Below are 25,895 nucleotides of genomic sequence, written 5' to 3' on the forward strand. Positions count from 1 at the left end.
ACTATGCATGAGACAATCACGGTTGGCGAGGCGATCGCCAGAACATTAGAACAATATCAAGTTAGCACTGTTTATGGCGTTATCTCAATCCACAATCTCCCCATTGCCGATGCCATTGGTCGACGAGGCCTTATTGATTTCACACCTAGTCGTGGGGAAGCGGGAGCCGTTACCATGGCTGATGCACATAGCCGCTTTACAGGATTAGGCGTTGCCTTAACCAGCACAGGTGCGGGTGCGGGGAATGCTGTAGGCTCGATGATTGAAGCAATGAACGCGTGCTCACCACTCATTCACATAACTGGGCAAGTTGAAAAAGCCTATCTCGACATGGATGCTGGCTTTATTCATGAAACACGTGATCAACTCGGTTTTTTAAGAGCCAGTTCTAAACAGGCTTTTCGTGTTCACAGCGCTGCCCAAGCAGTCGCAATTTTGCATAAAGCGATTCAAGTGGCTCAAACCATCCCTTGCGGACCTGTTTCTATCGAAATTCCTATTGATATTCAAAATACCCCCGTTCCCTTATCAATACTCAGTACTCCCCTGACCACTCAACCGCTACCCACCGCAACCACAGATCAAGTTGATGCGATTTGGCAAAGATTACAACATGCACAACGCCCTTTATTATGGATTGGAGGCGGCGCTCTCCATGCTTCAGCAGCGGTTAAAAAACTAGCCGATTTAGGCGTCGCCGTGATAAGTAGTACCCATGGTCGAGGCATTTTATCTGATGACCATCCATTCAGTTTACGGGCTTTCCATAATGCGGATTCAATTGATAAATTAATGCGCACTTGTGATATCACACTCGTTGCAGGTTCACGATTACGCAGCAATGAAACCAAAACCTGGTCATTGCCATTACCGCAACCTTTAATTCAAATTGATATTGATCCTCAAGCGACCAATCGCAACTATAGTGCAGACCTTGTCGTTACCGCGGATTGCCACAGCATTCTAAGTGCATTGGCTGAAAGACTTGAAAAAGCGAATAGTGTGATTTCACCGCAATGGCGACAACAAGTACAAGAGGCGACTCATTTAGCAGAACAACAACTTAGAGAACAGTGTGGCCCCTACAGCCAACTCAGTGATGCCGTCGAACACGCCTTACCGACTCAAGGTATCTTTGTTCGAGATATTACAGTTTCGGGTAGTTTATGGGGGAGCCGATTATTAAAGGCCACTCAACCACGGCATAATATACATTCGTTAGCTGGAGCTATAGGCCTTGGTTTAGCCATGGCGATTGGCAGTGCCAAAGCCAACCCACAAATTCCAGTTATTGGTTTAGTCGGTGATGGTGGTTTGATGTTAGGTGTCGGTGAACTCGCCACCATGGCCCAAGAACAATTACCCATTGTCTTAATTATCATGAACGATCATGGATACGGTGTTATGCGCGGGATCCAAGAAAAATATTTTGCTGACCGCCAATATTATAATGACCTACTGACACCTTCATTCACTCGATTAGCCGAATCAATGGGAATTAAAGCATTAACTATTGATAAAGCAGACGATTTTAAGTCAACTTTACAGCTTGCCGTCGACTTAAAACAACCTGTTGTTATCGAGGTTTTAATGGAAAATATTGGTAAAATGAATTTCTCTGGGCCTCCTCAGAAAAAATTATTTTAATCATTTATTATTAACGTTATTCATCTACAACGATTTCTGATGATCACACCATAGAGTGAGTCTTATAGTCTCACTCTATTTTACTTAATTGATGGATTTTTAGCTTTTCTGTATGTTACACAGCCTAATGTGGTTCGTTTAAAATAGCTGGTATATGTTAAAACTTAAATTAATCAAGATATTATAAGAGTAAAAATGGGTTGTTTAGATTCACTTTAAACGTTCTCAATACTGAAAGATGAAAAATCGTTTAAAATAATCATCATTTATACTGCCCCAAAGTAACACCACATAAATAACCTTTATTTTAAAGTTATTTTTGTTTGTCAGATTACAATATTCTAAATAAAGATCTAAAAGGAATATAACCGCTAAAACATGTCACATCGTTTGATGGATAACATAACGCATCAACCACAGCGCTTTGAAGGTACAGAAAATACGGTCAATGTCGCCCTACATGCTGAAAAATTAACATGAAATTTTTACACTTTATGCAACCCCGTAGCGGTTCTCAATAAAGTTGAGCGACAGATATTACCTAGTTGAGTATCTTCTTTTATCGTAAAAAGTTATCTCTTTTCTAGCCGTTTCTCGACCATAAAAAGCCTTCGGTTTACTCGCATAATTAAGATATAAGGTTACAAATATTTACCTATTTTATTTCACTGTCATTAAAGGTAGATGTTATATTATGAGTAATAGGAAAACAAACACCTCTGCTATAGTAATAATTTTTAAGGGAATATAATGAAAAAATATTTACTACCCATTAGCCTCTTCATCAATCTCGTTTTACTTATCGCTATTATCGTGATGGCAACACTATTTTTTAACTTAAAAGGCAAAATTGATACAACGGTTGCACAAATAAAAAATGGTCAATATGCTGAATTAATTAAAGATAATACAGCCAAATTAATTCCTGAGGGGCTAAAGCGCATCGATACAATTCAACCTGGCCAAAGTCAGTGTGCCTATTTCTACCAAAATATAGACTCAATAACTGAATATTTAACAGCAAACCCAACAATTGCTGGTGCTGAGACCTATATTAAACAATTAAATAATTTAAAAAAATCAGCAGAAAAAGCCCCTTCTGCACTCAAAGAAACAGCGTGTGAAAAAGGTGTTTCAACGATTAATTATATCAGTGAAAAAATATCTACAGTGACAGATTGATGACTCTAGCTCTTTACTATTAGTATCAGAGATCTAAATTCAACCTCAAATAGCGCCAGACGATTAAAGCCAACAGGGGGAGCACCCGCTGATTGGCTTTTTTGTACCGCAATAGGCTCTGCATTATCAATGCCATTGTATCGCTCTTCTCAGCAAAACCCACATTAAACAATCCGCTATCTTCACCACCCCATATCGAATTAAAAATTCACAATCAATTCATATGTAAAATAAGTTAAATTTGTTATAGGGCCGATTGACCTTAACCTTAGGGGAAGCTTTATGGTTACTTCCGTTTAATCTATCATTTCATAAGGACATTACCATGAAAAAAATACTTCCTATCGCCACACTTATTGCCGCTAGCGTTTCATTGAGTGCTTTCGCTAACTCAGGTCATTCAATGCATATGTCTTCTTCAACAACAAATGAAATGCAGAAGGAGTTAAACCAATCTATGGATAAAATGCATTCAGATATGGCCAAAAGCATGAATGAACAAAATGCAGATGTCGCCTTTGCTCAAGGCATGATCGCTCACCATTTAGGGGCAATAGAGATGGCTAAAATTGAACTAAAATATGGTACAGATCCTGAAATGAAAAAACTCGCAGAACAAATCATTAATGCCCAAGGCCCAGAAATAGAGCAAATGCAAAAGTGGTTAGAAAAAAATAAAGATGAAAAGTAATAGACATTATCTTTATCACTAAGAGTCCAATAAGCGAGTATTAATCGTAGTATCCATTTAAGAGTGTTTATCTAAAAAACCAATAGTGGCTATTTATCTCTCGCTTTAATTAGATTTCTGCGTGTTTAATCACTGAGTCACCAAGACGTATGCCTAAGGCATATTGAAAACAATAAAGCCCCCATTTAATTTATCTAAATTAAACGGGGGCCATAAAATAATTATTGAATCGCTAACCCACTATTTAAAGTTAACTAATCAAAAACATCATTAATAATTGTAGTCACGATTGCTGTACTCAACGCTATTAATACTAAGTCATTACCTACAATATTCCATTCATATCCTGGATAATGTGGCAATTGAAGTAGCATGGATTGAGGAACGGCTTTCTTAGCAATTCCCGGAGGCAATGGTTTACCTCTTGCGAAATTTTTGGCGATACCCGGCGGTAAGGCATTATAACCTGTAATACCACTATCTAAAGCCAATGCTCTCGCTTCATTGTATGTCAACGCCACTGATAAGGTATTATTTTTATCTGAAGAAGCATCATGCCTTTTATCTTTACCGTTCCCCTGATTACTCTTATTTCCTTTATTTTTAGGGTGCTCTTTATTTTGTCCATGACCTTGGCCACCATTTGGCTCCGCGTAAGAGACGTACGGCGCTAATGATAAGCTTGTCGCTAAAATCAATAGGCCTGACAATTTAGTCATTTTATTCATGATGATACCCTCATTGACGCTGTAGCATCCAAAATACACCTCAATAGACCTTGCCTCTATAGGTAATATTCCTAGAATAAAGCCCTAATTAAAGAATATTATCATCCATAACCCTGACATAGCACATTAATGCAGTCATTTACTCTAAAATCGGCAGCTAACTAAGACAGATTTATAAAGTGAATATATCAATAAGACTAACAATATCATTTTGTGCTGATTACGTTAGCCTATTACCCTACAATTGACACCCCCTAATTTAGTCACATAAAACCAGACTAATCTTGTTATAATATCTTTAACAAAGACTAACGCGCTTTAAATATCATTTTTAGAAATCGTAATGAAAGCCATACTTAATTTATTATTTAATGTCCCTAAGCAACGTGCATAAATTGGAATAAGTGTTGGATTTTCTAATTGTAGTATAATGTTTGAATAAGTCTCACCTCGCTGAATAGGCTCTTGCACTCGCACGGTGCCACTGCTTATGACATCCTGACAAGCAAATTCGATAACTGTTCCATCCATAATAGCGTCATTACTTGCCGCTTCTTCTTTACTGAAGATATAGGCGTGACTATAGATTTGATTCATTAATATCGCTTTTTCTGGTAGAACTCTCTCCACCGTATTTTTCTGGGATAGAAATTTTTCAAACGAATCATCTAACCAATCATGATAAACTGCGGTTACTTGCATATCATATAAGTTTAATAATTCGTTCACTTCCTCAATAACTAATGACATAAGTTGCTGAAAATCTTCGTCATCCAGCATTTCTTTTGGTAGATGTTTACCGTGAAAGTAGATTTGGACAGAGTTATGACCTGATTGCCTTGCAACTAAAATTGATTCTCTAAGTTTTTGAGTAGGTCCATCAGCCATATTAACAACTAGGATGATACTTTCTTGGCTAAATGCCTGTTTAACATCTTGAATTAGCGAATTACTAACTTTAGGTGCCACAAATTTTTTGTTCGGGAACGCATTAACTAAATTGTAGCGGTAATCATCCCCAAGAAGCATAACAGAATTGACAGATGAAAATGCTAAGGATGAAAATAACAATCCTCCTAAGAATACAACGAACACCTTCATGGAAACCAACACCTATGACGAGATAATCTCTACAGTTTCTTTGATATCATGCTCTGCTACAGAAACTGCCCCCACCACTATATACTAACAATATAAACGAAAGAGTAAATCGTGATAACCGTTTATTTCATCAAGGATTTCGTCTCCTCTGATCATATATTGCTCTTAATATACAAAACACTTTAAAAGTGTAAATTAAATTATCTTTTTTATTTATATTACCTTATCAATAACATTGTCTTTCATTCACTAAAATAGTTCAAAACAGTACATTCCATTCAGTATTTGGTAACATATTCTTGTTATGCAATTAATTAAAACTACTGTACTATACTTATCACATTCTCCCCCTACGAGAGAATGCATTGATTACTGGATTTTCCCTGTAATGCTGATTTTAAGCTTCGCCCCAATATATCTTGGGGCTATTTTTTACTATTTATATCAATAGCAATGTTATTTAGCGAATATTTACAAATACGCTAAACATTATCTAAATCATAACAACTAAAACGTAAATTTGACTATTATTAAATAATATCATTCTATTTATTAGGTTACGTATTTGATGTGCAGTATTATTTACTGCTCTATTGATAGATTCTTTTTATATATTATCTTCAGCTTTAACTATTAATGGGATGATATCTCACAAACAACACTAGCGACTATAAATTCCCATTTTTATGATGATGGTATATTTCACTTATTTAAAACACCAACAAGCTACCTATACGGCAGTGAACACTCAGGATTCATAAACAACCCAATCATAGTATTTCTAAGCTGACTATACGGCAGTGAACACGAAGCCATAAGCAATATTGTTAAAGTTATTTTTCTAAGCTGCCTATACGGCAGTGAACTAAACACTTGTCCGTTTTCAACGAAAAATACCTTTCTAAGCTGCCTATACGGCAGTGAACATTTGAGTTACCCACCGATTAAAAAAATCGCATTTCTAAGCTGCCTATACGGCAGTGAACGCCATGGCCATTGCCGCAGTGTTGCGCCGACTTTTCTAAGCTGCCTATACGGCAGTGAACATCGTGTACTACTGGGCGCAAAAATGGAACTGTTTCTAAGCTGCCTATACGGCAGTGAACCATTGGCGATGGGTGGTGCTGCGATGGCTCTTTTTCTAAGCTGCCTATACGGCAGTGAACTTTTCTTAGGATCCGCGCATCAGCAGAACTCTTTTCTAAGCTGCCTATACGGCAGTGAACACAAAAACAGAACTCGCAACTATCAACATGATTTTCTAAGCTGCCTATACGGCAGTGAACTTTAATATACTCGCCTATATATCTTTTTGCTCTTTCTAAGCTGCCTATACGGCAGTGAACCCATGAACAGCTCAACGCGAAGTTTGATAGCATTTCTAAGCTGCCTATACGGCAGTGAACGTACTACAACTGAACGGTGCCAGGAAAACCTGTTTCTAAGCTGCCTATACGGCAGTGAACGCTATAAAGAAATTATCAAATCGGCATTCGATTTTCTAAGCTGCCTATACGGCAGTGAACGAACAAAAGTTACGATCAACATGCAGATAGAGTTTCTAAGCTGCCTATACGGCAGTGAACATAAGAAGCGTTTCACCTCCTCCGTTGGTGCATTTCTAAGCTGCCTATACGGCAGTGAACGCGAGCTTATCAAATAAAAAATAAGTTACAACAAACAGTTAGTGATATTTTAGAGAAAATACCTTCTTTTTTACCGTTAATTGTAACTCATTGTTTTATAATTTTATTTTTAAAGAGCAAAATAATAAGGTTAAAAATGAGGAACTGTCGCTAACTCAACATCTCTTCCGACTTGCTGACTTAATCCATAACAGTTAAACCCACCTAATTGTGCTTTTCCCGCAGAAATACAGCGAATAAATAACGGAAACGGGCGATGAATTGCTCCTTCATATTTAGATTTACTCTGTTGACTCTCCATCCAGATAAAAGGCAATCGGCTAAATTCATTAACCTGATTTTTCCTCAACACATGTAAGCAAACTTCCGCAGGCTGCCCCGATTTTATTGAGAGAAATTGCGCTTTCTTTTGTATATCCAGTTCAGTCCGTTTTTTACCTTTCACATGTTGTCGTACATAACTGACTGGTATGGCATTTTCCGGTACTGTCAGAATCGACTTAACATGCACATAATCAGATAACCGTGCTAGCCAATGATTGACATTGAGCTGGGCAAGCATAGCTTCTGTATTTGCCATCAATCGTATCTTTTTACCTAAACGGAACCCGACACTCCCATATTCAGGAAAAGCAACAGCAACCTCACTATGACCCGTTTCAGACTTATTTTCTACCAATGCGATATGTATTTGTTGGTAAACCCTTTGCCATAGAAAGTCCAACGGTATCGTCGAATCAGGTAGTAGTGTAATCTCCTGATAATAGTTCATAGTTCACCTTATTTGTCACTTTCGCCAAAGACACCACCACGCACTAATACCGCCATAACATAGTGTTCATCTTCAATGCGTGCCAACTTTTCACCACGAGCCCATTTATCAAAATGAGTATAAAAATCTTGTTTTGCTCCTGGTGTTCGATAAGCTCGACCAAGATTAGTCACCGCTCCATAAGGTTCAATAGCGATAGCACCACCACTATTCACGTCATCATGATAATCGGGATACCAAGTATCAATGGAACGTAATGCATTACCTATCTTTTGTGAGTGCATTGCGGCATGCCCATTCACATGGTAAAGAATTTTACTTTTACTCCCTTTACCTTTATCTAATACCAACTCTTCACTGGGATAAACTTCTTGAGATTGGCCTAACAGAGTATAAGTTGTTATTTCAAGAAGTAATGCTCCCTCACTGTTTGCTAAGGCAGCAGCAATTTTAGCGCCGAGTTCATTCACCTTTTCATCTTGCTGGTCAAAGCTACGAATGCTGTATTGCGTTGCATCAAAAGTCCATTGTTGCTCGAGACCTTCACTCAAGATTTTTACCTCAACCTCTATTTTTTCAGCGCCGACTCGGTTGCGCCATAAAAAACGTGCATTCGCAATATTATGGGCATAGCGGCGGCCAAGTTCACGGAAGCCTTCTTTTTCAATATATTCTTTTGCCGCTTTTGTGTAGCTTTCTTTAAACAGTGCGTTATTACAAGCGGATGGCGTTTCTACCCCACCTAAGATTTTCAAGGTGAATTGATGTTTTAAGGTATCTTGCTGTGTACCTAATGCACAAGCATCGACTGTTTGTAAGTTCGCCTTTTCAACTTCAGCATTTAATTTTAGCGGATCGTTTTTGACAGGGCCTTTGAGACGATTTGAGATTGTTCCTCGGACCGATTTTTCTTGCAAAGCAAGCGGTATACACTCTGTTCTATTTTTCCAACTCGTACCATAAAAATACCCGTCCGATGGAACCAATTTTTTTTCAAATGCCAATACGGATGCTACATCATTATTCTTTGCCATTTTTACTCTCCGCGCGTAAAATATTGAGATTCAACTTGTTGACATAAATAGAGATTATTTTCTAAATCAGTGTGATATTCCCACAGCATTTCATTTAGATGGCCAATTTTGTTTACCATGACAAATTGTCCTAGCGTTACAACGCTTTCTGCAAACCGATGGGGAACATTGGGGTCACGCTGATTTTTAGCGATGCCTAAAGAGGAAATACCTTGATAACCCGTCGCGATGGGAACAATCCAACCATTCGTTTTACGTTGTGTTTTCCATTCAAACGACTTATCTTTTGATTCGTTTTTACTTTCTATTTCAATACATTGGTTATTAACTGTCACATAATCCAATAGTGCATCCATTGCATCTTGCCCCTCCTCCATTGAAGCCACCATTAAATCCCTACGTTCAACCAAGGCATAACCAGGCATTAAGCTATTGAGTAATTTACGCTTATAACTACCGTCCCTATCATTGGCAGGTAAATAATATATTTCAGGCTTTTTAGCCGATAAAATATCTCCACCCGCTAACTTCATAGTAGAAAGAATTTCAGTAACACGATGTACATTGGCGGTATCTAATAACACGTCACCTTGCTCGTTATCAGTATCAGAAAAGTGAATCACCAATGAAACATCTAAATGGCAGCGCGCTTCTTCAATAAATGCAGAGCGATTACCCTCTTTATCCAGAGGATTACCCGTTCCTATAATTGAATTCACAAAGTCATCACGACCACGATATGTCTGTAAATTACACTCGTGACTAATCACAGCGATTGATTCAAACTCTAACGCCGAAAAACCAATTTTTCTTAATTTAAGTTCCAATGCATGCATAAACCCTAGCCACGCAGTCATTGCAGGAAATCCGATTGTAAATGGGCTTGATAATGCGTTGGCATTGTGCACTTTCAAATGTGGGAGCTTCAGTAAATTCATTGGCTTGCTCATCTCAGCAGCTCCTTATTTTTCGCAACAAGATCCTTAATGAAATTAAACTCATCATTACCTAAGAATAATGCTTTCTTGCCATTAACAGCCTTATAGCCTGCTATAAATTGACGAGCGATTTCAGGAATTAATATTTCAAGCCAATCCTCCATATTATTTCGTTGCTCTTCAGTATCAGGGAATAGCCAGATTTGTTGGTACTTCGCAATATTCACAGGAAGAACGACTTTTTCTTGTTCTAATATACGGCGAATTTTCCACATCATGACGATGATATAATCCACATATTCTTGAATGCGGTTATCACGATATTCAGCAAAGTCGCTATTTCTTTTTTCTTTAGGAAGTGTGATTAATCCGTGAAATGCTTGAAATGTTTCCTTGCTATGCCATGGGTTTATCACATCAGTAAAGAAATTAGTTTTAGGCAAGCGCGTTTCGCGAATATTTAATACCGGAGGCAAAGAAGGCAATAGATGCGCTTTCCCTGCATTTTGGTTATTTAAAACGGAAATATTTTGTGGCTTAGTACCGCCAAAGCCGATCGTGGTGATCCCATAGATTTCTTTGAAGCCAATCTCACTATATTCCCTTTTACGTTTTAATTCCCGCAGCTCCTTGGTTTGCTCTGAAAAACGAATATCATCAATACGACGACGCATTTCAAATAATAATCCAGAAGGCGTCAAAGGTGAAAGTAGATGGTAATCATCTTCATCCGTCCAAACAGGAAAATAAACCTGTTTAATTTTTGAACTTGTCACGACTGAATCATCTGCTGCACTCATTGCTAAAAAACCTTCTCTTAATTGTTCGTAAGGCATCCCCTCGAAAGTAAGCAACGATTTAGCAAGTGAAGTTTCTGCTTCAATATGTGCCAACAGTGTTTTTCCATCATACATTTGTAAGGTCAAGAACTTATAAACATCTAATGCAGCAGCATTGCCTAATGCATCGGGTTCGACTTCCACATTACCGGAACGTAAAAAACCGTCATTAGCGGCCTTTGCATTAGCAATGATTGCACTCACAGAGCCATTTTTGTTTTTACGGGCGCTTGGATGGCTGAAAGTACAAGGATGAGTCGAAAGTGATATCTGTCCAGCACGTTTTGCAGCATTTGGTAACCACTGTGATAGCGCAAATACCTCCTCACACTTCTGCTTTATTTGACTAACCTCATCCTCACTCATTGATGCCTTTAAAGTCTTTTTAAGCCAACCTTCTTTACGTTCTTCAAAAAAGGCCTCTATTGCTGGATCTAACATATCTAGGGTCCTTGTGACTAAACTTATACATTAATCTAGCTGAACAAAATATTGACTCTTCATACCACAAATAACATAACCACCATGGTTTTCATCTATCTACATCGAATAATTTCATTCAGTTAAATGTAATTATTTATCATCTATATAACGCTTTTAGATTTACATCACCGTCCAACATCGAATGATCAAAAGGTATCTTTTATCTTCATTATCTTATTACCGGATAGATCCCCATTTGATCATCATAATGATAGATAACGTCTCTATTCTGCTGTTTTAAAAATGTTAACTCACCATAAAACCGTGACAGTGAAGTCGCTTGTTTCCCATCCATTCCCTGCGATTGAATGGATTGTTCATAGTCCCGAACCAACCATAATCGTTTTTTTATCGACTCAGGAAATTTGTTGTAATAGATGCCATTTTGAGGCCCTACCGATATCCACCCACTTTCTCGAGTATATTCACTAAATTGTATTGTGCCTTTTGGTGATATTTCCAAAACAAGCCGAAAAGATGGCATTTGACTTCGAAAAGAGGCGAGTTGCTGGGACACTGCGGTCATCCACCAGCAACCATGGGTGTATCCCCAAATATGCGATGCCGCATTACGGGGTAACGTATGATAATTTTTACTTTGCGACCGTCTTTTTGTAGCCACCGGTTTTTCTACCTGTTTAGGAGGGAAAATATATTCAGTTTTAAGTGTATACTTGATTGCCGCATGTTCTAGACAAGCTAGATCCCTGTGCTTTTTATTTTCATAATTAGTTTGCTGTTGTATCCGTGGTGTCGCATCAACTGATTTGAGTAACTGTTGCTCATCAACAAGATCACAAAGGTTATGAGTAGATAAGCCAAGTCCAATATGATTATTTTCATAGCCAGGGCGAGAAAAAGGATTATCTATCCCACCTTCAAACCCTTTCTTGTTGTATTGTAGTAATGCGATGTTAGGCTGCTGAACTTCGTCTTCTCGATGTCGGCGAACGCGCCCTGCCATTTGAATAACAGAACGATAAGATGATGGCTCTACAACTGCCCAATCAAAGTCATGGTCACGCCCTACTTCTTCCACCGGAGTTGCAACTAAAATAAATAGCAAATGCTGAGCTTTCCCTTCTATGCTCACATTTTCTAGATGCTGGCGAATAATTGGATTATTGAGTGCATTCGCCTCTTCTCCGACCTGCTCTTTACGTTTTAAAACGCTATCTAAATGTTGCTCCTGCTCATGACGTAGTAAAAGAACTTGCTGGCTGTGATAAGCCATGGTGCGAATTTCAACACCTTCAGGACATGCACATTCAAGTAAGAAACGTGTTAAATCAACGCAAGGTAAAATATTCGCAACACGTATCGCACCAAATGAAACTTGAATACCCGTACGTTTATCGAGAAAGGCATGCTGGTCATGTTGAGCTAATGCTGCATTGAGGATGTGATTAAAATAACATTGTTGACTATCTTGAGTATTATCCTTCGGTGTAGGTACTATTAATGCTTTACGACGTGCAGGCTGTTGCGCTAACACATTGACTCTTCTCTTAATAAACTTGTCATGGTACTGCTGGTATAAATAAGGCGTATTGTCATCATTAGCGACTAATGTCGCCGCCAAGGTTGAAGATTGACATTTATCTTTTATTGAGTCGTATTCACCTTCATCCACCCATAGACAACCAACCTCTAAGGGCTGTTGACGGCTTTTAGCATAGGCATACCACCCAGACTGATACGCATGAAAGTAAGCTAACGCAGTATCTGGGGTTATCGTAGCAGAGGAGATCATGACTTTACGCCCTAATAGTCCAGCCATATAGATAAGACGCGCTACGGCTATCGAGTCACTATCAGTAAAGTCATCCACTTCATCAATGACAAGGTCTGAAGACATTAACCGCAAACAAGGTAAAATGTAGCGACCTCCACGAACTGTTTCAGTGGCTCCCATGATATGGTCAATAGTACAAGCTAAAACAGGTGCATAGAGTAGAGCCCGATCTTTTGCTCTAGTAAGCACCGTTGATAACAGTTCCTCAGGGAGAACTCCCTGCCATTTATCTTCTGCCCATCTCAGTTCTTCTTCATTTTCATCGAACAACATTTCTTGTGATTCAGAACCGGTTTGATAAGGCAATAAGTTATTCGAGCTGGTATTAAGCTGCGGCGATGAATCTTGATCATGGGCTTTTAAGTTATCGTCATTCTCTTTTGCTTGTTGGTGTAACTGAGCGACCGCTTTAGAGCCAATTAAAACCGCAATATCCCCCTCATTTAACCCAATACTATTTTTATCTTTATATTCATCCCCTGTTTGTAATGCTAACGTACGTAGCCCCAGCGCTAAAATAAAACGAAAACTTTGCTTATCTTCTGATAACGCTTGCATAATTTTGACATTCGCGCGTGTTTTACCACAGCCAGTACTCGCCATATTGACAATAAAATAACCTTTTATCTCATCATCGCGCTTTTTACGATATTGATAGATTGAATTAACTGCATCTTCTTGCCAGCTAAATTTCCCTTTACTGTTTTTATCATAAGCTAACTGAGGAATATCACTGACAGGAGATGGCTCGCTTTCAAAATAAGGTAACGTTTCTGCAATATCACCGGCTATTTCTGCTACTTTCACCAGATGTTCATCAAGTTTTTGTTTAAATTGGGGGATATGATTAATTTTATGGGTATTAGCATATAGCGCTATCTCACTGCGCCATTGAGGATCATTCCCTTTGGATGAGTAATTATGATCCCCCAACATTAAGCAAAGGCGCGCATGATGGGCAATCACTCTCCAACTTCCATCGGTCATTGCTTGTCGAAATAACGGTAATTGATTTTTTAGCTCATTTGCGACTTTCTGAACAGTGCGAATCCAAACAGTCGAGTGACTTAATAAGCCATTAGGGAACTCAAAACACATCTTAATACGTCGTTGAAATTGAGATATATCATCATTATTTTCATAACCCCAATTTTGCCTTATTTCAGTTAGTAACTGATTATGTGTATTAAGCGCTATGTCTTGCCAATTTTTAAGTTCTTGTTCATCAAGAAAAGGCAACCGATGATGAGATAATATCAACCATGCTAGCAAAGCTGCGGCATCAGGCAAATTAGCCAACGGTGATTGTAATAAATAATTTTCAGTTGCCCCTTGCTGTAATTGCAGTTCATCCCATTCATTCTTAATGAGGGTTTCAAGCCATTGCTCATCGCTCTCACCCCCTTGGTTTTTAACTAATAAACTAAACAATATTGTGGATACCCATTCATGACGAACAGGGTCACCTTTAAATGTCGTTTTAATTGCAGGATTGAGCTTATCTTGAAATAAGCGTGACGCTTTACCCCAGTCATGAAATAAAGCGGCTAATTTTGCAAAAGTACTAATTAAAGAAAGGTATTTCCAATCATTTTCATCTTCTCGCCCCAAAAATGATTTTTCAGTGCGATTTACTGGCACATATCCTTGTGAATTAAATTTATTTCGATTTCCAACAGTCCAGAGAAGTTGCGAACGTGAGCGAGAGCGTATCCAGTGACAACTGACAGCAGTACTGCGACTCGCGCTTTGCTTCAACATTTTTTTTACGGTAAGTAACCCTTCCTCCGTAATAAGCGTTTGCCATGTATTATCGCCAATACGATTGGCAAATGCGTCTAATACACGCCGAGTTCTTTTTAAAGCATGTTTTTCACATTGTGAAACAAAAGTCACCATCATAATTCTGACCTTTGTATTTGTTGCTGTGACCCCGCTTGTAATGCAATAGCTTTAACGGTATCAAACAGAAAATCTAAAGCGTGATTATCAATAAAAGACTGTAAAATTTGCTGACGAAATTCTTGTTCTGTAGCCCCTTCTTTAGCGCAAATAAATGCCCATGGCAGTACAATGGCATCTTTAATTAAATCTGCAATATCAAATATTAACGCACCACGGCGCGTTTTTCCATGCATCACTGCAAAGCCATGAGGGATCCCCAGAACCCATAAACAGCTTGCAGCTAAACCGTACGCTAAATAATTACCATGGTTTAAAAAAGTATTCGCTTTATCTATTGCTTGATGCTGACGGGTAAAATTGTTTTGCCCAGTATTATTTGCTGCATATTTATATAGCACTTTAGTCAACTGAGCTTCGATTAATAATAATATTTGTGTGTCATTGGCTTCATCAGTTCGCGTTTGAAAGGTTTTTAATGCGTTTTGAATAACTGTGTCGTCATAAATAAACCCTTCGCTTTTCAGTTCCCGAGAGTTTTGCCATATTTTCTGTAAATAGTTAATACGTGAACACTGTAACGTTTTCGCAGCGGATAAGCGTTTCTGTTCATCAAACCAAAAGCTCATCCAACCTTGTAAATATTCCGTTGGCCGATATTCGCTTTGTGGTGTAAACCACTCAACTTCGGTAGCCATATATAAAGGCGTTCCACCACCGCCGCAGAACCCCACCAGTACCCCTGCTTGTGATAACATTCTCATCGCCGCTTGAGTAATAGAGGTGCCGGTTCCTAATAGTAAAACCGTTGTGTTCGCTATCGGAATATTAAAGTAAAGATTTTCATTTTTTGCTTCAGTAAAATAGAGAACTCGCCCCTCTTTTTGCATCACTCGGCAATGCTCCAAGTAATACATATTGGCACGTTTAGAATGAAGGATTGTTTTTAAATCTGACGGAGAGAGATCATCCATGCTAAGCCAACCTTCCGTTTGTTTTGATAAGCCACCTTGCTATATTAATACAATTTAACTTAGGCTGCGTCTACCGTTACGCCTTTAATTTCATAGTGCATAAGGTGATTTTGGGAAGCAGATCCCAATCCATATCATAAAAATAACTTATATGTTGTATTAAGACTAACAGATAATAATTTTTACAGTATTGCAGGCATATAGTGATAAGAGGATTTTGAGCCACTGATATAATCGCACACTAGTGACCTACGGCCTTCTATGCCGTAGGTCACATTTCTAAGCTGCCTATACGGCAGTGCACATAATTTTACTGTTAACATTCACTGCCGTGTATTTCTAAGCTGCCTATACGGCAGTGCATGAAAACCATGTGGTTATCAATGGTCGATTAATTTTCTAAGCTGCCTATACGGCAGTGCACTATAAATTATCAGCAAAAAATCTAAGTTCAACAATATATTACATCTGATTTTGTGGAAAATACCTTTTATTTTTTAATGACATATAACCAGTTGATTTTTAATAGAAACATTTCAGCCAGAAAAATAAAGGAGTAAAAAATACTGAACCTTATATAAACTTATATCATCCCCTCAAAAAAGATAGAAATACGTTAAGAATTTTCAATTTTGAATAACACACGCCCTTCTGCCAATTTTTCGATTTTCATCGGTTGCATAAGTCGGCTCGCTAAGTTAGCTATCAAAAGAATAGTCACCTACCGTAATTCTTTTGTCTCTTGTATTTAAACTCTACTAGATAAATACTTTTGTTTATGTGTAAAAGCAATCCATATCATCTTGTGAATAACCTCTTCATTAACAAATAGAAGCAATTTATCATCAGAAATAAAATATAATCACTGGAATACGAAGAGTATGCTTTTGAATATTAACAGTATTACGCTTCACAAAATATAAAAATAGGACATAAATGGTATATTCGCCTCTCTCCATTCCCTATCCCCTCAAACACTCACGCTGACTCTATCATTTCTTCTTTAGCAACCATTAATTTCAGGCAGTGAGTTAGTATTGTTAGTATTGTTAGTATTGTTAGTATTGTTAGTATTGTTAGTATTGTTAGTATTGTTAGTATTGTTAGTAAAAATATATTACCTAGCAGAACATAAACCACCTTTATTTGTTAATAATGAATTTTGAAAAACATTTATTATAAAAGTAAAGTTGTTATTTTATAACTATCTAAATAATCGACCTTATATTCGCTATCGCCGATAGCTTACTCTAATATTAGATGACGACTCAAACGCTAGAATATAGCGTATTATTGCTAGTTTGAATTTAATTTATTATTGGTAGGAAAATTTTTCAGCACAGCCTCATAGAAAATTCGCACTATATCTTTACGTTCTACCAATATTGAATATTGGGAACGAGTGGAATTAATCTTACCTACAATAATGAGGTTACTATGAGCTCAAATGACATTACCAATACATCCCTTGTCGATGATGCAGCCACTATGCCTGATATATCCAATAAAAAAATCATGATGGGTTTTTGGCATAACTGGGCCGCAGGGACTAGTGATGGTTATCAACAAGGCCAATTCACCAACATGGATCTAACTGATATTCCCGTAGAATATAACGTTGTCGCCGTCGCCTTCATGAAGGGAGAAGGCATTCCAACCTTCAAGCCTTATAATCTGACTGACACCGAATTTCGTCGTCAAGTCGGCGTACTAAATAGCCAAGGTCGTGCGGTGTTGATCTCTCTCGGTGGCGCAGATGCACATATCGCGTTGACATCTGGCGATGAAGACAAGCTGACTAATGAAATTATCCGTTTGGTAGAAGTCTACGGTTTCGATGGTCTGGATATCGATTTAGAACAGGCTGCCATTGGTGCTGCCAATAATAAAACTGTTTTACCTGCCGCGTTGAAAAAAGTAAAAGCACATTATGCGGCAGAAGGTAAAAACTTTATTATTAGTATGGCGCCTGAATTTCCTTATTTACGTATTAATGGTACTTATCTTGACTATATTACCGCGCTCGAAGGCTATTATGATTTCATCGCACCGCAATATTATAACCAAGGTGGTGACGGTATCTGGGTCGATCAAACAACAGCTGGTACAGGTGCTTGGCTCGCTCAAAATAACGACGCCATGAAGGAAGATTTTCTGTATTACCTCACCGAAAGTTTAGTAACGGGTACTCGCGGCTACACTAAGATCCCAGCGTCAAAATTTGTTATTGGCTTACCAAGTAATAATGATGCCGCTGGTAGCGGTTATGTCGTCGATAAGCAAGCAGTTTATAACGCTTTTTCACGTCTTGATGCTCAAAACCTATCCATCAAAGGCTTAATGACTTGGTCAGTGAACTGGGACAATGGAAAAAGTAAGGCTGGCGTAGCGTATAACTGGGAATTTAAAACTCGTTACGCTGCACTACTCTGAATAAATAGCTCTCGAAACTAGCAAGCTAGCTGCCAAATAATGTATTTGATACTTATCAATATAACATTCCCTCGCCTCCGGCCATTCGGAGGCGAGTCATTTTTGCTTTCGCTTAACTAGCATCATAGACCAGACCACATCAGCAAATACAACCAACCTGATAGGGTTTATCTCTCTTCTTTGAGAGCTAATTTTTTAGTCATTCTCTTGCTACCCGTTAATTTTTCATGATGAAAGAGATTAAGCTAAATGAATAACTCAACTCTTTCATCCTAATGTCATCAGTGCACAGAACAGAAATGCTCGATAGATAACTCATCGACTCTGGCGCCATCTAAGTTTGCCCAGAATGCGATTGTTGAGAGAACATCTTTTTCACTTGTTGCAATAAAAAGAGTTATGAAAGATTTTTCGTTCCATAAACCGCTAGCTTTATAAACCGACTTTTTCATTTTCACTCCAACTCACTACATTCAATAACCTTATGACAAAACGGCTGTCTATCCGCTATAAAATATGTAGTTATATGATGGGAGCGATTTTACTTTTTCCAAGTGTATCGTCAGTCATATTCTCATAACCTATTGCTGATAACTCACCAACCTCTAGAACATGTCCCATGCCGCATTAGCGATTTTTCAATTTTTTCTCTGTAAACGCATCAAACTTTTAAGATATCGAACAAACTGGCTAGCTAATAATCAAATTATTTCTAGTTATAATGTATGTTTGATTTATTTGAATGGCATGCAGGGCTATGAACTGTAATTTGTCTCATACCGCTATGGCGAAGTGAGCCGCCTTGATGCCTATCTCAACCGATAAACTCAATGTACCTCCATAGTAGATTTAATCCCACTAACCAAAAACCAAAGAGGAAGCTGGAAACAGCTCATCTAATTAGATTTTTAACGTTTCATGTTTTGAAGGTGAAACGAATATTAGGCCTATCAGGCATTATTGATGAGAAACAATGTCTTTCTAACCACAAACGTCATCAAAAACAACTTAGTTTGCTCGAAGAGCACTGCTCCTGAAGCGGTTGGAGAGAAAACCATTCATGAATGGTTAAGTGAGTAGCGAAAGAGGATTTCAATGACAAAAAAGCCACCTAAAAGGTCGCTCTTTCTTTCCTAACCCTTTATTATTAAAAGCTATTTTATTTGACACACAAGACAGGAGAAGCCCCTTCACGACTTTGCATCAAGAGATTTTAAATTCACTTTTAACTGTATATTTCAAATAATGATATAACGCTTTCACTACAATCATTTAACTTAATAAATAATTAAATCAATAGGATAGTAAAACACTATAACAACAACTCTGAAAGGTTATTACGCCCATACACAAGTGGCTGCTTATTTCTCGTAAAAGTTTTATTTGCCGTCATTGGTTATGCTTTTTGATTATGCTTTTTAATTATGTCGCAATTTTCATCATCTAACTTGTATATTGAGCCATAGCCTTGATCACAGAGGTCTTGTAGAAATATCAACGCTTTTTTAGCATACTCATAACTTTTAGGATCAAGCTCAATTAATAGTTTTTTGATCATTTCTCTTTTTTCTCGTTCTGACTGATCAAAATTTAATATCCTGAGTTCTTTTTCTGGAACCGTTTCTATTTCATATATACCAATCGCTTGCGCCATGATAACCTTTTTTAAAAGAGGCGTGTTCAAGTCTTGATTCTCGCGAAAAAAATCATCAAATTTAAGATTTTCAGCGCTAGCCAGTCCTGACGTTAATAATAAGATATACATGAACTTCTTAAACATACTAAGGTACCTTTATTTATTTTCTGAATATCTATTTTCCTTTTTATTCTCTAATAACACAAACATTTTCATTAACCACCGATGGCTACCACTTTTTGCATTTTATTTCAGTAAATTATCATCATCAGTAATATTCCTATTTTACCCATTTTATATTCCGTCACCCAAACACTTAAGGTGAAAAATATTTTTAGAAAAGCCAAATAGTCAGGCTAAATAACTAGACGGCTATGACTATAAATGAGCGATGATAGATAAAGACCTTTTCAAGCAAAAATCACTACCAGAAGCTGCAACTGATAAAAAAGGTGATAAGCACTTTAGAAAACGCAATGATTGGCATTAGAACCGTGTAGGAATATGAGTATCTAATTCAAAGAATCACTAAAACAGTTAGCCCCATATATCGTTTCGTTAACTAAGCGTATAATTGACACATTATTCAATAATTAAATGGATGTTTTTTGAAAAAATTAAGTCACTGGCTGACTAATAAGACAAATACAACATAGGAAAAATGAGAACTATAGCTAATCAGGATGGTACATAGTGTTAAAATTAACTTACGGCTGCCCTAGAAAGGTTGATAAGGTTACTGTTACTGCAAAAAAACACATTTTACTGATATATTTTGAAAATCTTTTCATCATATGACCTCCCATTGAATTCAGTTCGTTAGCACTATTATTTTCAGATATCATTTCAAAGATTACAGCTACGACTAAAGCAATGCCGAAGATTATACAAAATAAGATAGGGTCAGTTATTATCACTTTTACTAGAACTCCGGCCGCAGCCGTAAATTAACTTAGCAATGCTTATTATACATTACTAAGCCGCTTTTATAAACAATGCATGACACGCTGTCATTTCGCCTCTCCTCTTTTCAATTCAACTACTATTTAAATAAAAATCGAGAAAATTTAAGTTAAACTCATTTCTTTAGTAAAAGAGCTTTCTTTATCCCCGATGTTTTATTGATAAAAATGACATTACCTGCTCCTCGTTTTCATAAAGATGTTTTAAAAATGGAAACAGTTAATAAAGAACTTCTTTAGTCTTTTATACATTAACAGATAGCTAAAGATTGATTGAAACAACTGGAAAAGCATTTTTATGGTAACCCTGAAACATAGGAATTAGGCCATAAAAAACACTTTATGTGATTTGAAAATGCGCCAACTACTCCCGTTGGCGCTTTATACTGAAGCTTATATCAGTTTACAATCAACCGACCATATAATGGCTGAACGGGCCGATTGTTTGAATGCCCCAAGGCTTGTTGAAATTTCTTTATTTGTTCTTTTGATGCTTTTATCGGCTGTTTCATCACTAACCATACCACGCCTTCAGTACACGGTGGTGTCGTTAAAGAACCGCTAAAACGATAATAGCTTTTGTCTTCTGGATAAAGAGCAGCTAAGTTAATATTTGTACCTAACTCTTTTTCCTGATTTTTTTCTTCCGGTATATTACTCAACACTTGCTCGATGGCAGGATTCTCATCACCTTCCTCTAACATAATTGCGAGTACAGCAACTCCACCATCATTTTTGGAATGAACAAAATGCAACTCCAATGGATATTGCTTACCTTTTATTTCATTTTCGCTTGGGCTATGAAAGTGAAATTGTTTTAATTGGTAAGTTGCTCCATCAATAGAAAAGTCATCATCATCATTAACATTGATTTGTATTGAGTGCCCATTATTGATGATTTTTTGTGCGTGGGTATGTATGTTTATAGATAATGGCTTTAATTTGCCATCAATGACCTTATCAATATTAATCGGGGATTGGTTAAATCCATTTTCACAAACTTTGAATTCGTCGCTCAGCTTCCCCCAATTTTCAGGTGCTCCACTACCTTCGTAAGTCCATAATGAATTAGCTTGTGATGAAAAAGTGAGAGTAGCTAAGATATATAACATAGCCTTATTGTAACCCATGTGATAGTAACTCAAGTTGTCAATGTGAATTCTAAAGCTACACCTTGGCTTACACAAATATCATTAGGATTTATCTTATAATAACAATTAATAGCACATCTTATCTAAAATAAAACATACTATATTCCATTATTTCTACCCTCAGTTGCAGATTGTTGTGCACCTTTAATGGCAGTAATAATGTCATCTGTTGGGAACCGAACACGATCAGATGCTCCACCGGCTTGGCGTGTATCAAACTCAAAAATCTGAACAGAATATATCCATTAATGATGTCACGCCTCCTTTAGAGATAAAAAAACCGCCAATTAGGTGGTCTAAATTATGATGGAGATATCATTACTGCTGGTATTTTGACTCACAACCACCTCTCCTAAATAGAAAAAGGCTACACAATGTGTGTAGCCTTTGCGTAATTTTTTGAATAAAAAGGAAAAGCTACTGATAGAAGATAATCAACGTACAACCCCCCACAAACAAAGCAACGGTACCATGTAAAAATGTGGCTATCATTGCCTTTTCAGTATTAACATGACTCTTTTTCCTGTTATCTAACCACTCATTTATAGCAATTATGAAACAAAAAAAGCAATAAACGCCAGCACCAAAAATAATAAATACCATCGACAACCCTCTGGAAAGGGTTGACCATCCTCCATAGTGACTATGTGGGTTAACATGATTGATGATCAATGCAATGATGAATACGATAAGCCCGAACCAGAATGCATTTAAAATTCCTTTTCCAACTACTTTATATTCTACTTTTTCCGTACTCATATATTTTCACTTTCATTGAAATTTAGGTTAAGTACACTATAGTTCTAAATTTTAAAAAGGAAAATAGTTAATAGCAAAATATAGCGGTTGTGTCTTTTATTCATGCATGATAGAACACAGTCACTTAAATGGGATTTACTATGCTTGATGGTATTGTTCAATTATTAGTCGCCGCCCCTATAATTGGGTTTGCGATCTCATTCATAATTATTATTTCGTCCAGCCAAAGCAAAGGAACTTTCGGTATATCTGTTGGTGTAATACTCGCATTTCTTTCATTTATGTTGCTCATGTGGACCTCTAAATTCTACTGATATTTAGCCAATTAGCTTTGGCATTCTCCACAACGAAAAGGTAGTTCCCAGTTTTTCGAATGGATTTCAAGAGCAGCAGGCCTACTACTTAAAGTTACCTTATCGTTATAGAAAATAGCTACACTTTCGCAGTAACCTTCCTCATGACATTGAGTTCACCATACCAGTTCATCTCAGCTCCCCTTTGGATCTAACCAATGCATACTTGGCTATCATGCTTCCTCACAGGTGCCCGTAGCCACCCACGCGCTTTATTTGCTAACATGGCTTTTTTCACAGCATCGTCATATTCGACCGCATCACACCACTAATAATTAAAGCCAAAGCCCCAACAATGACGACAACATAATCGGCGATATTCAGTAAGTTCGTTAGCGTCCGCAGTCGCAATATCCCACCACATTTTTAATACGCCATCTTGGGTGATTTAAGCTCTACGTTCCCTATCCGCTAGTGCGTCTGTAATTGCGCGATTGGCCTTAGCATTTCTGTACATCCGGCTGGCGCCAACATATGCAGTATTACCTCCGCTATTTCCACTGGCTCGCTTATATGCGGCAGTTCTATTTAAGTCGATTAGATACTCATTAACGAATTTGGCTTGTAGGTCACTAAGCCCGTAATTGCGCACATCAAAGGTATTTTTCATCATCATGCGTACTATCTTGTTCTCTACTCCGCGTAATTGATATATCACTATTGTGTGATGGTTCTTTTGCACATTCATTTTCGTGCGCAGTGCGCAATTTCTTTTGCGCAGTTTTTTGCGCAGATTGCGCAGCCGGCTTTTTAATATATCGTCGTGCAGTTGCGTAATTAAGTCCCTGGTCTTCACACCACTCTTTAGGTGATATTCCTGATTTAGCATGAGCGGCGAGGAACTGTTGCTGTAGCGTCCCCCAATCCGGTTTAGCCATTGTGTTTATCTCCTTAGCCTATTAAAAAGCCCACTTGAAAAGTGGGCTTTTTAATGGGGCATTTTTGCACTATTGGTAACATTATTTACTATCCGTCTACTCACATACCCTTGCTGCAACCGCTTTTTCATACCATTTTTTTATTCGACTCTCATTTGCTAGTTCATATTGTTTTTCTAATTCATTTACTAAGTTGGTTGTTTTTTTGATATCTTTATTATTTCCTCTATATAAATAACTAGTTATATTAAAATTGACATTATCCCAAGCCTTCACTAAATCTTTGTTGCTTGAAAATACTCTGTATCCTCCCCAAGATTCACAACAAGGAGTATAGAGTTTAATGGCACTCTTGTGCTCTTCGTCCTTAAGCATAATCGTTCGTGGACCATGAATAGCATTAAGCTTGTCAGGCATTGCTTCTAGTTCAAATAAAAATGCCCGCAATCCCATCATTACATTTTTAAAAGCCTTTGCTTTTTCTTGTTTTTTCCAACTGCTCATTGCAACTAACGCTACTATAGCCGCAGTAAATGTTGCTATCGCAGCCAACCATGTTCCTATTGCAGTAGCGATTGTCCAAAAATCAGTTCCTGCTGTTTGCATATTAATACTCCTCGTTAGCAGAATTTTTAGCCGAAGAGTATACATAAATTTCTTCTAACTTTAAGCAGCCAGTCTTAATGTAATCTTGTATTGCTTCTATCCGCTTCAACCTCTCGAATAGCACCTAATTGCTGATTGGCTTTATCAATTGTCGCTAATAACAAAGGGATCCATAGAATGGCTTGTGAATATAGCAATGTTTTTCCATCGCTATCGGGCGGTAGTGGTGCTAGTACAGGTTCAGTTAATGTTGCCGGTATCGGTGTACATTGCGCTGGAACGTAACTCGTTTGTGTACTCGTACAACCCGTTAGCAATAGGCTGGGGCACAAAAGGATCACAAACAGACTCTTTTTTGAGTATCGTACGATATTCAATGATTTTCTCCTGTGCTTTAGTGTCGGCCTGAATGCCGTTTCGGTATGCAACTGAAGCGATTTGATTAAACCGGTTAAATTGAAGTGATTGCTTAGAAATCGTTTCGCTTAGATTGTTATTATCTTGGCGTAACTGCTTATTCTCTTTTTGGGCTTCAATCCTTGTATCGTGCTCGGTAACTATCCACCAGCCTAATATCACTACCATGATAAATAGCCAAAATGACTTATCGAATTTCATTACAAACCCCAATAAGTATTAAGCCGGATATGATTTATGTGACAACTGGAAATGAGGGCCATCTTTAAAACTTTTCCAGTTACCACCCCATTCGAGATCAACACCTAGCTCCTTGGCTGCTTGAAGCATTGCATCAGCAACTAACTTGAACTTAGACCAGTCATTCCAAGGTATTTCGCGACCGACTAACGGGGCACAATCTACAGCGCGTCCAGTTAAGTGCCGGCTATTCATGGTCTGGCTAGCACCATTTTTCACCAATTGGCGTTGTCGGGCTTCAGTTCGCTTGCCTTCAATGACCATAAAGTCAATATTAGTTAACTCGAGTGCTCGACGAGTCACTTTAACCAGATCGGGGTGAACACCTCTTAAGTTCTCTTCACTGCGATTACTGAATTTAAATTTACTCACCTGATACCTTCCTTAAAAATCGCTTTTCAATTGTTTTAATGAGCTCAGCACCAGACCAGCCAGCAAAGCCAGCAGCTCCGCCAGCTATTTCAGGAACCCATTGATAATAACTAGATGCAAGAAATACAATTGCGCCAGCAAATACCGCAACAATTGCTTGTAAGATAAAAGTCCGCCAGCTGAACCTCTCTCCGTTTAAAACCTTATATGCATAGCTGGCAGCCACGCCGAGCATGGTCATCAATAAGATAAGCACCTCGCGGAACCAGCTATAGTTATTTGGATCTCTATGTGGCATACGCATATCCACCCCCGATGGAGTGTTCCATGATTTAGTTAATAGGTAGCCAACCGCA

Annotated in this window: 20 protein-coding genes, 2 pseudogenes and 1 CRISPR repeat array; of the genes and pseudogenes, 4 read left to right on the forward strand and 18 right to left on the reverse strand. The window is 37.8% G+C overall.

The features are described 5' to 3' along the window. The first annotated feature begins 3 nt into the window (after positions 1–3). The 3 genes from P2E05_RS12000 to copM all read left to right on the forward strand — a co-directional run bounded on the left by P2E05_RS12000 (position 4) and on the right by copM (position 3,520). Positions 4–1,647, forward strand: coding sequence for a thiamine pyrophosphate-binding protein (locus P2E05_RS12000; protein ID WP_269723201.1), 1,644 nt, complete (start codon positions 4–6; stop codon positions 1,645–1,647). 750 nt (positions 1,648–2,397) lie between these two features. Next, on the forward strand, positions 2,398–2,829 hold the full coding sequence (locus P2E05_RS12005; protein WP_154621785.1) for a hypothetical protein: 432 nt from the start codon (positions 2,398–2,400) through the stop codon (positions 2,827–2,829). Between the two features lie 325 nt (positions 2,830–3,154). Next, complete coding sequence (copM, locus tag P2E05_RS12010) at positions 3,155–3,520, forward strand: CopM family metallochaperone (RefSeq protein WP_269723202.1); 366 nt, start codon at positions 3,155–3,157, stop codon at positions 3,518–3,520. 254 nt (positions 3,521–3,774) lie between these two features. Here copM and P2E05_RS12015 read toward each other — a convergent pair whose 3' ends face one another. From P2E05_RS12015 to cas1f, 8 genes are all read right to left on the reverse strand, one after another. Continuing rightward, on the reverse strand, positions 3,775–4,248 hold the full coding sequence (locus P2E05_RS12015; RefSeq protein ID WP_154622574.1) for an anti-virulence regulator CigR family protein: 474 nt from the start codon (positions 4,246–4,248) through the stop codon (positions 3,775–3,777). Positions 4,249–4,566: 318 nt separating this feature from the next. Further along, positions 4,567–5,349 (reverse strand): elongation factor Tu, encoded by a 783-nt coding sequence (locus P2E05_RS12020; protein WP_272657420.1) that lies wholly within the window; start codon positions 5,347–5,349, stop codon positions 4,567–4,569. 778 nt (positions 5,350–6,127) lie between these two features. Continuing rightward, a CRISPR array of direct repeats spans positions 6,128–6,995; the repeat unit is 28 nt; unit sequence TTTCTAAGCTGCCTATACGGCAGTGAAC. A 130-nt stretch (positions 6,996–7,125) separates the two neighbouring features. Then, positions 7,126–7,767 (reverse strand): type I-F CRISPR-associated endoribonuclease Cas6/Csy4, encoded by a 642-nt coding sequence (gene cas6f, locus P2E05_RS12025; RefSeq protein ID WP_154623419.1) that lies wholly within the window; start codon positions 7,765–7,767, stop codon positions 7,126–7,128. A gap of 8 nt (positions 7,768–7,775) precedes the next feature. Continuing rightward, positions 7,776–8,801, reverse strand: coding sequence for a type I-F CRISPR-associated protein Csy3 (csy3, locus tag P2E05_RS12030; RefSeq protein WP_196712996.1), 1,026 nt, complete (start codon positions 8,799–8,801; stop codon positions 7,776–7,778). 2 nt (positions 8,802–8,803) lie between these two features. Then, positions 8,804–9,751, reverse strand: a complete 948-nt coding sequence (gene csy2 / locus P2E05_RS12035) for a type I-F CRISPR-associated protein Csy2 (RefSeq protein ID WP_272657421.1) — start codon at positions 9,749–9,751, stop codon at positions 8,804–8,806. Next, on the reverse strand, positions 9,748–11,019 hold the full coding sequence (gene csy1 / locus P2E05_RS12040; RefSeq protein ID WP_196712995.1) for a type I-F CRISPR-associated protein Csy1: 1,272 nt from the start codon (positions 11,017–11,019) through the stop codon (positions 9,748–9,750). Before csy1 ends, csy2 begins: the two co-directional genes overlap by 4 nt. A 211-nt stretch (positions 11,020–11,230) precedes the next feature. Next, entirely contained in the window at positions 11,231–14,758 is a 3,528-nt protein-coding gene (cas3f, locus tag P2E05_RS12045; RefSeq protein WP_272657422.1) for a type I-F CRISPR-associated helicase Cas3f, read from the reverse strand. Then, positions 14,755–15,732 carry a type I-F CRISPR-associated endonuclease Cas1f gene (gene cas1f / locus P2E05_RS12050; RefSeq protein WP_272657423.1) on the reverse strand — a complete coding sequence of 326 codons (978 nt, stop codon included), beginning with the start codon at positions 15,730–15,732 and terminating at the stop codon, positions 14,755–14,757. The genes cas3f and cas1f overlap by 4 nt, the downstream gene beginning before the upstream one ends. A gap of 1,437 nt (positions 15,733–17,169) precedes the next feature. Between cas1f and P2E05_RS12055 the strand changes: the two are divergent. Next, positions 17,170–18,162: pseudogene (locus P2E05_RS12055) on the forward strand (chitinase); the annotation flags it as partial. A 284-nt stretch (positions 18,163–18,446) separates the two neighbouring features. On the opposite strand, the gene P2E05_RS12060 reads toward P2E05_RS12055, so the two are convergent. From P2E05_RS12060 to P2E05_RS12105, 10 genes and pseudogenes are all read right to left on the reverse strand, one after another. After that, positions 18,447–18,617 carry a hypothetical protein gene (locus P2E05_RS12060; protein WP_167520921.1) on the reverse strand — a complete coding sequence of 57 codons (171 nt, stop codon included), beginning with the start codon at positions 18,615–18,617 and terminating at the stop codon, positions 18,447–18,449. 944 nt (positions 18,618–19,561) lie between these two features. Then, positions 19,562–19,945, reverse strand: a complete 384-nt coding sequence (locus tag P2E05_RS12065; protein WP_195848632.1) for a hypothetical protein — start codon at positions 19,943–19,945, stop codon at positions 19,562–19,564. Between the two features lie 1,216 nt (positions 19,946–21,161). Next, positions 21,162–21,875 carry a carbonic anhydrase gene (locus P2E05_RS12070; protein WP_154623574.1) on the reverse strand — a complete coding sequence of 238 codons (714 nt, stop codon included), beginning with the start codon at positions 21,873–21,875 and terminating at the stop codon, positions 21,162–21,164. 456 nt (positions 21,876–22,331) lie between these two features. Further along, positions 22,332–22,673, reverse strand: coding sequence for a hypothetical protein (locus P2E05_RS12075; RefSeq protein WP_154623575.1), 342 nt, complete (start codon positions 22,671–22,673; stop codon positions 22,332–22,334). A 624-nt stretch (positions 22,674–23,297) separates the two neighbouring features. Next, positions 23,298–23,904, reverse strand: a pseudogene (locus tag P2E05_RS12080) (terminase small subunit); the annotation flags it as partial. Positions 23,905–24,000: 96 nt separating this feature from the next. Further along, entirely contained in the window at positions 24,001–24,510 is a 510-nt protein-coding gene (locus P2E05_RS12085) for a hypothetical protein (RefSeq protein ID WP_196712991.1), read from the reverse strand. A gap of 74 nt (positions 24,511–24,584) precedes the next feature. Further along, positions 24,585–24,851 carry an Rz1-like lysis system protein LysC gene (gene lysC / locus P2E05_RS21935; RefSeq protein WP_420794203.1) on the reverse strand — a complete coding sequence of 89 codons (267 nt, stop codon included), beginning with the start codon at positions 24,849–24,851 and terminating at the stop codon, positions 24,585–24,587. Further along, positions 24,751–25,128 (reverse strand): hypothetical protein, encoded by a 378-nt coding sequence (locus P2E05_RS12095; RefSeq protein WP_276122757.1) that lies wholly within the window; start codon positions 25,126–25,128, stop codon positions 24,751–24,753. Before P2E05_RS12095 ends, lysC begins: the two co-directional genes overlap by 101 nt. A gap of 18 nt (positions 25,129–25,146) precedes the next feature. Then, positions 25,147–25,539: a M15 family metallopeptidase gene (locus P2E05_RS12100; RefSeq protein ID WP_272657427.1), complete on the reverse strand. Its 393-nt coding sequence runs from the start codon at positions 25,537–25,539 to the stop codon at positions 25,147–25,149. Next, a complete protein-coding gene (locus P2E05_RS12105; protein ID WP_167537612.1) occupies positions 25,532–25,843 on the reverse strand; it encodes a phage holin family protein in 312 nt (103 codons plus the stop codon). Before P2E05_RS12105 ends, P2E05_RS12100 begins: the two co-directional genes overlap by 8 nt. Positions 25,844–25,895: the final 52 nt, after the last annotated feature.

Origin of the sequence: Providencia stuartii, assembly GCF_029277985.1 — a bacterium.
GTDB lineage: Bacteria > Pseudomonadota > Gammaproteobacteria > Enterobacterales > Enterobacteriaceae > Providencia > Providencia zhejiangensis.

What these genes read in the sequence shown, in the direction of transcription:
- P2E05_RS12000 (WP_269723201.1), top strand. Translation starts at nt 4, where the DNA reads ATGCATGAGACAATCACGGTTGGCGAGGCGATCGCCAGAACATTAGAA.
- P2E05_RS12005 (WP_154621785.1), top strand. Translation starts at nt 2,398, where the DNA reads ATGAAAAAATATTTACTACCCATTAGCCTCTTCATCAATCTCGTTTTA.
- copM (WP_269723202.1), top strand. Translation starts at nt 3,155, where the DNA reads ATGAAAAAAATACTTCCTATCGCCACACTTATTGCCGCTAGCGTTTCA.
- P2E05_RS12015 (WP_154622574.1), bottom strand. Translation starts at nt 4,248, where the DNA reads ATGAATAAAATGACTAAATTGTCAGGCCTATTGATTTTAGCGACAAGC.
- P2E05_RS12020 (WP_272657420.1), bottom strand. Translation starts at nt 5,349, where the DNA reads ATGAAGGTGTTCGTTGTATTCTTAGGAGGATTGTTATTTTCATCCTTA.
- cas6f (WP_154623419.1), bottom strand. Translation starts at nt 7,767, where the DNA reads ATGAACTATTATCAGGAGATTACACTACTACCTGATTCGACGATACCG.
- csy3 (WP_196712996.1), bottom strand. Translation starts at nt 8,801, where the DNA reads ATGGCAAAGAATAATGATGTAGCATCCGTATTGGCATTTGAAAAAAAA.
- csy2 (WP_272657421.1), bottom strand. Translation starts at nt 9,751, where the DNA reads ATGAGCAAGCCAATGAATTTACTGAAGCTCCCACATTTGAAAGTGCAC.
- csy1 (WP_196712995.1), bottom strand. Translation starts at nt 11,019, where the DNA reads ATGTTAGATCCAGCAATAGAGGCCTTTTTTGAAGAACGTAAAGAAGGT.
- cas3f (WP_272657422.1), bottom strand. Translation starts at nt 14,758, where the DNA reads ATGATGGTGACTTTTGTTTCACAATGTGAAAAACATGCTTTAAAAAGA.
- cas1f (WP_272657423.1), bottom strand. Translation starts at nt 15,732, where the DNA reads ATGGATGATCTCTCTCCGTCAGATTTAAAAACAATCCTTCATTCTAAA.
- P2E05_RS12060 (WP_167520921.1), bottom strand. Translation starts at nt 18,617, where the DNA reads ATGAAAAAGTCGGTTTATAAAGCTAGCGGTTTATGGAACGAAAAATCT.
- P2E05_RS12065 (WP_195848632.1), bottom strand. Translation starts at nt 19,945, where the DNA reads ATGTTTAAGAAGTTCATGTATATCTTATTATTAACGTCAGGACTGGCT.
- P2E05_RS12070 (WP_154623574.1), bottom strand. Translation starts at nt 21,875, where the DNA reads ATGTTATATATCTTAGCTACTCTCACTTTTTCATCACAAGCTAATTCA.
- P2E05_RS12075 (WP_154623575.1), bottom strand. Translation starts at nt 22,673, where the DNA reads ATGAGTACGGAAAAAGTAGAATATAAAGTAGTTGGAAAAGGAATTTTA.
- P2E05_RS12085 (WP_196712991.1), bottom strand. Translation starts at nt 24,510, where the DNA reads ATGCAAACAGCAGGAACTGATTTTTGGACAATCGCTACTGCAATAGGA.
- P2E05_RS12095 (WP_276122757.1), bottom strand. Translation starts at nt 25,128, where the DNA reads ATGAAATTCGATAAGTCATTTTGGCTATTTATCATGGTAGTGATATTA.
- P2E05_RS12105 (WP_167537612.1), bottom strand. Translation starts at nt 25,843, where the DNA reads ATGCGTATGCCACATAGAGATCCAAATAACTATAGCTGGTTCCGCGAG.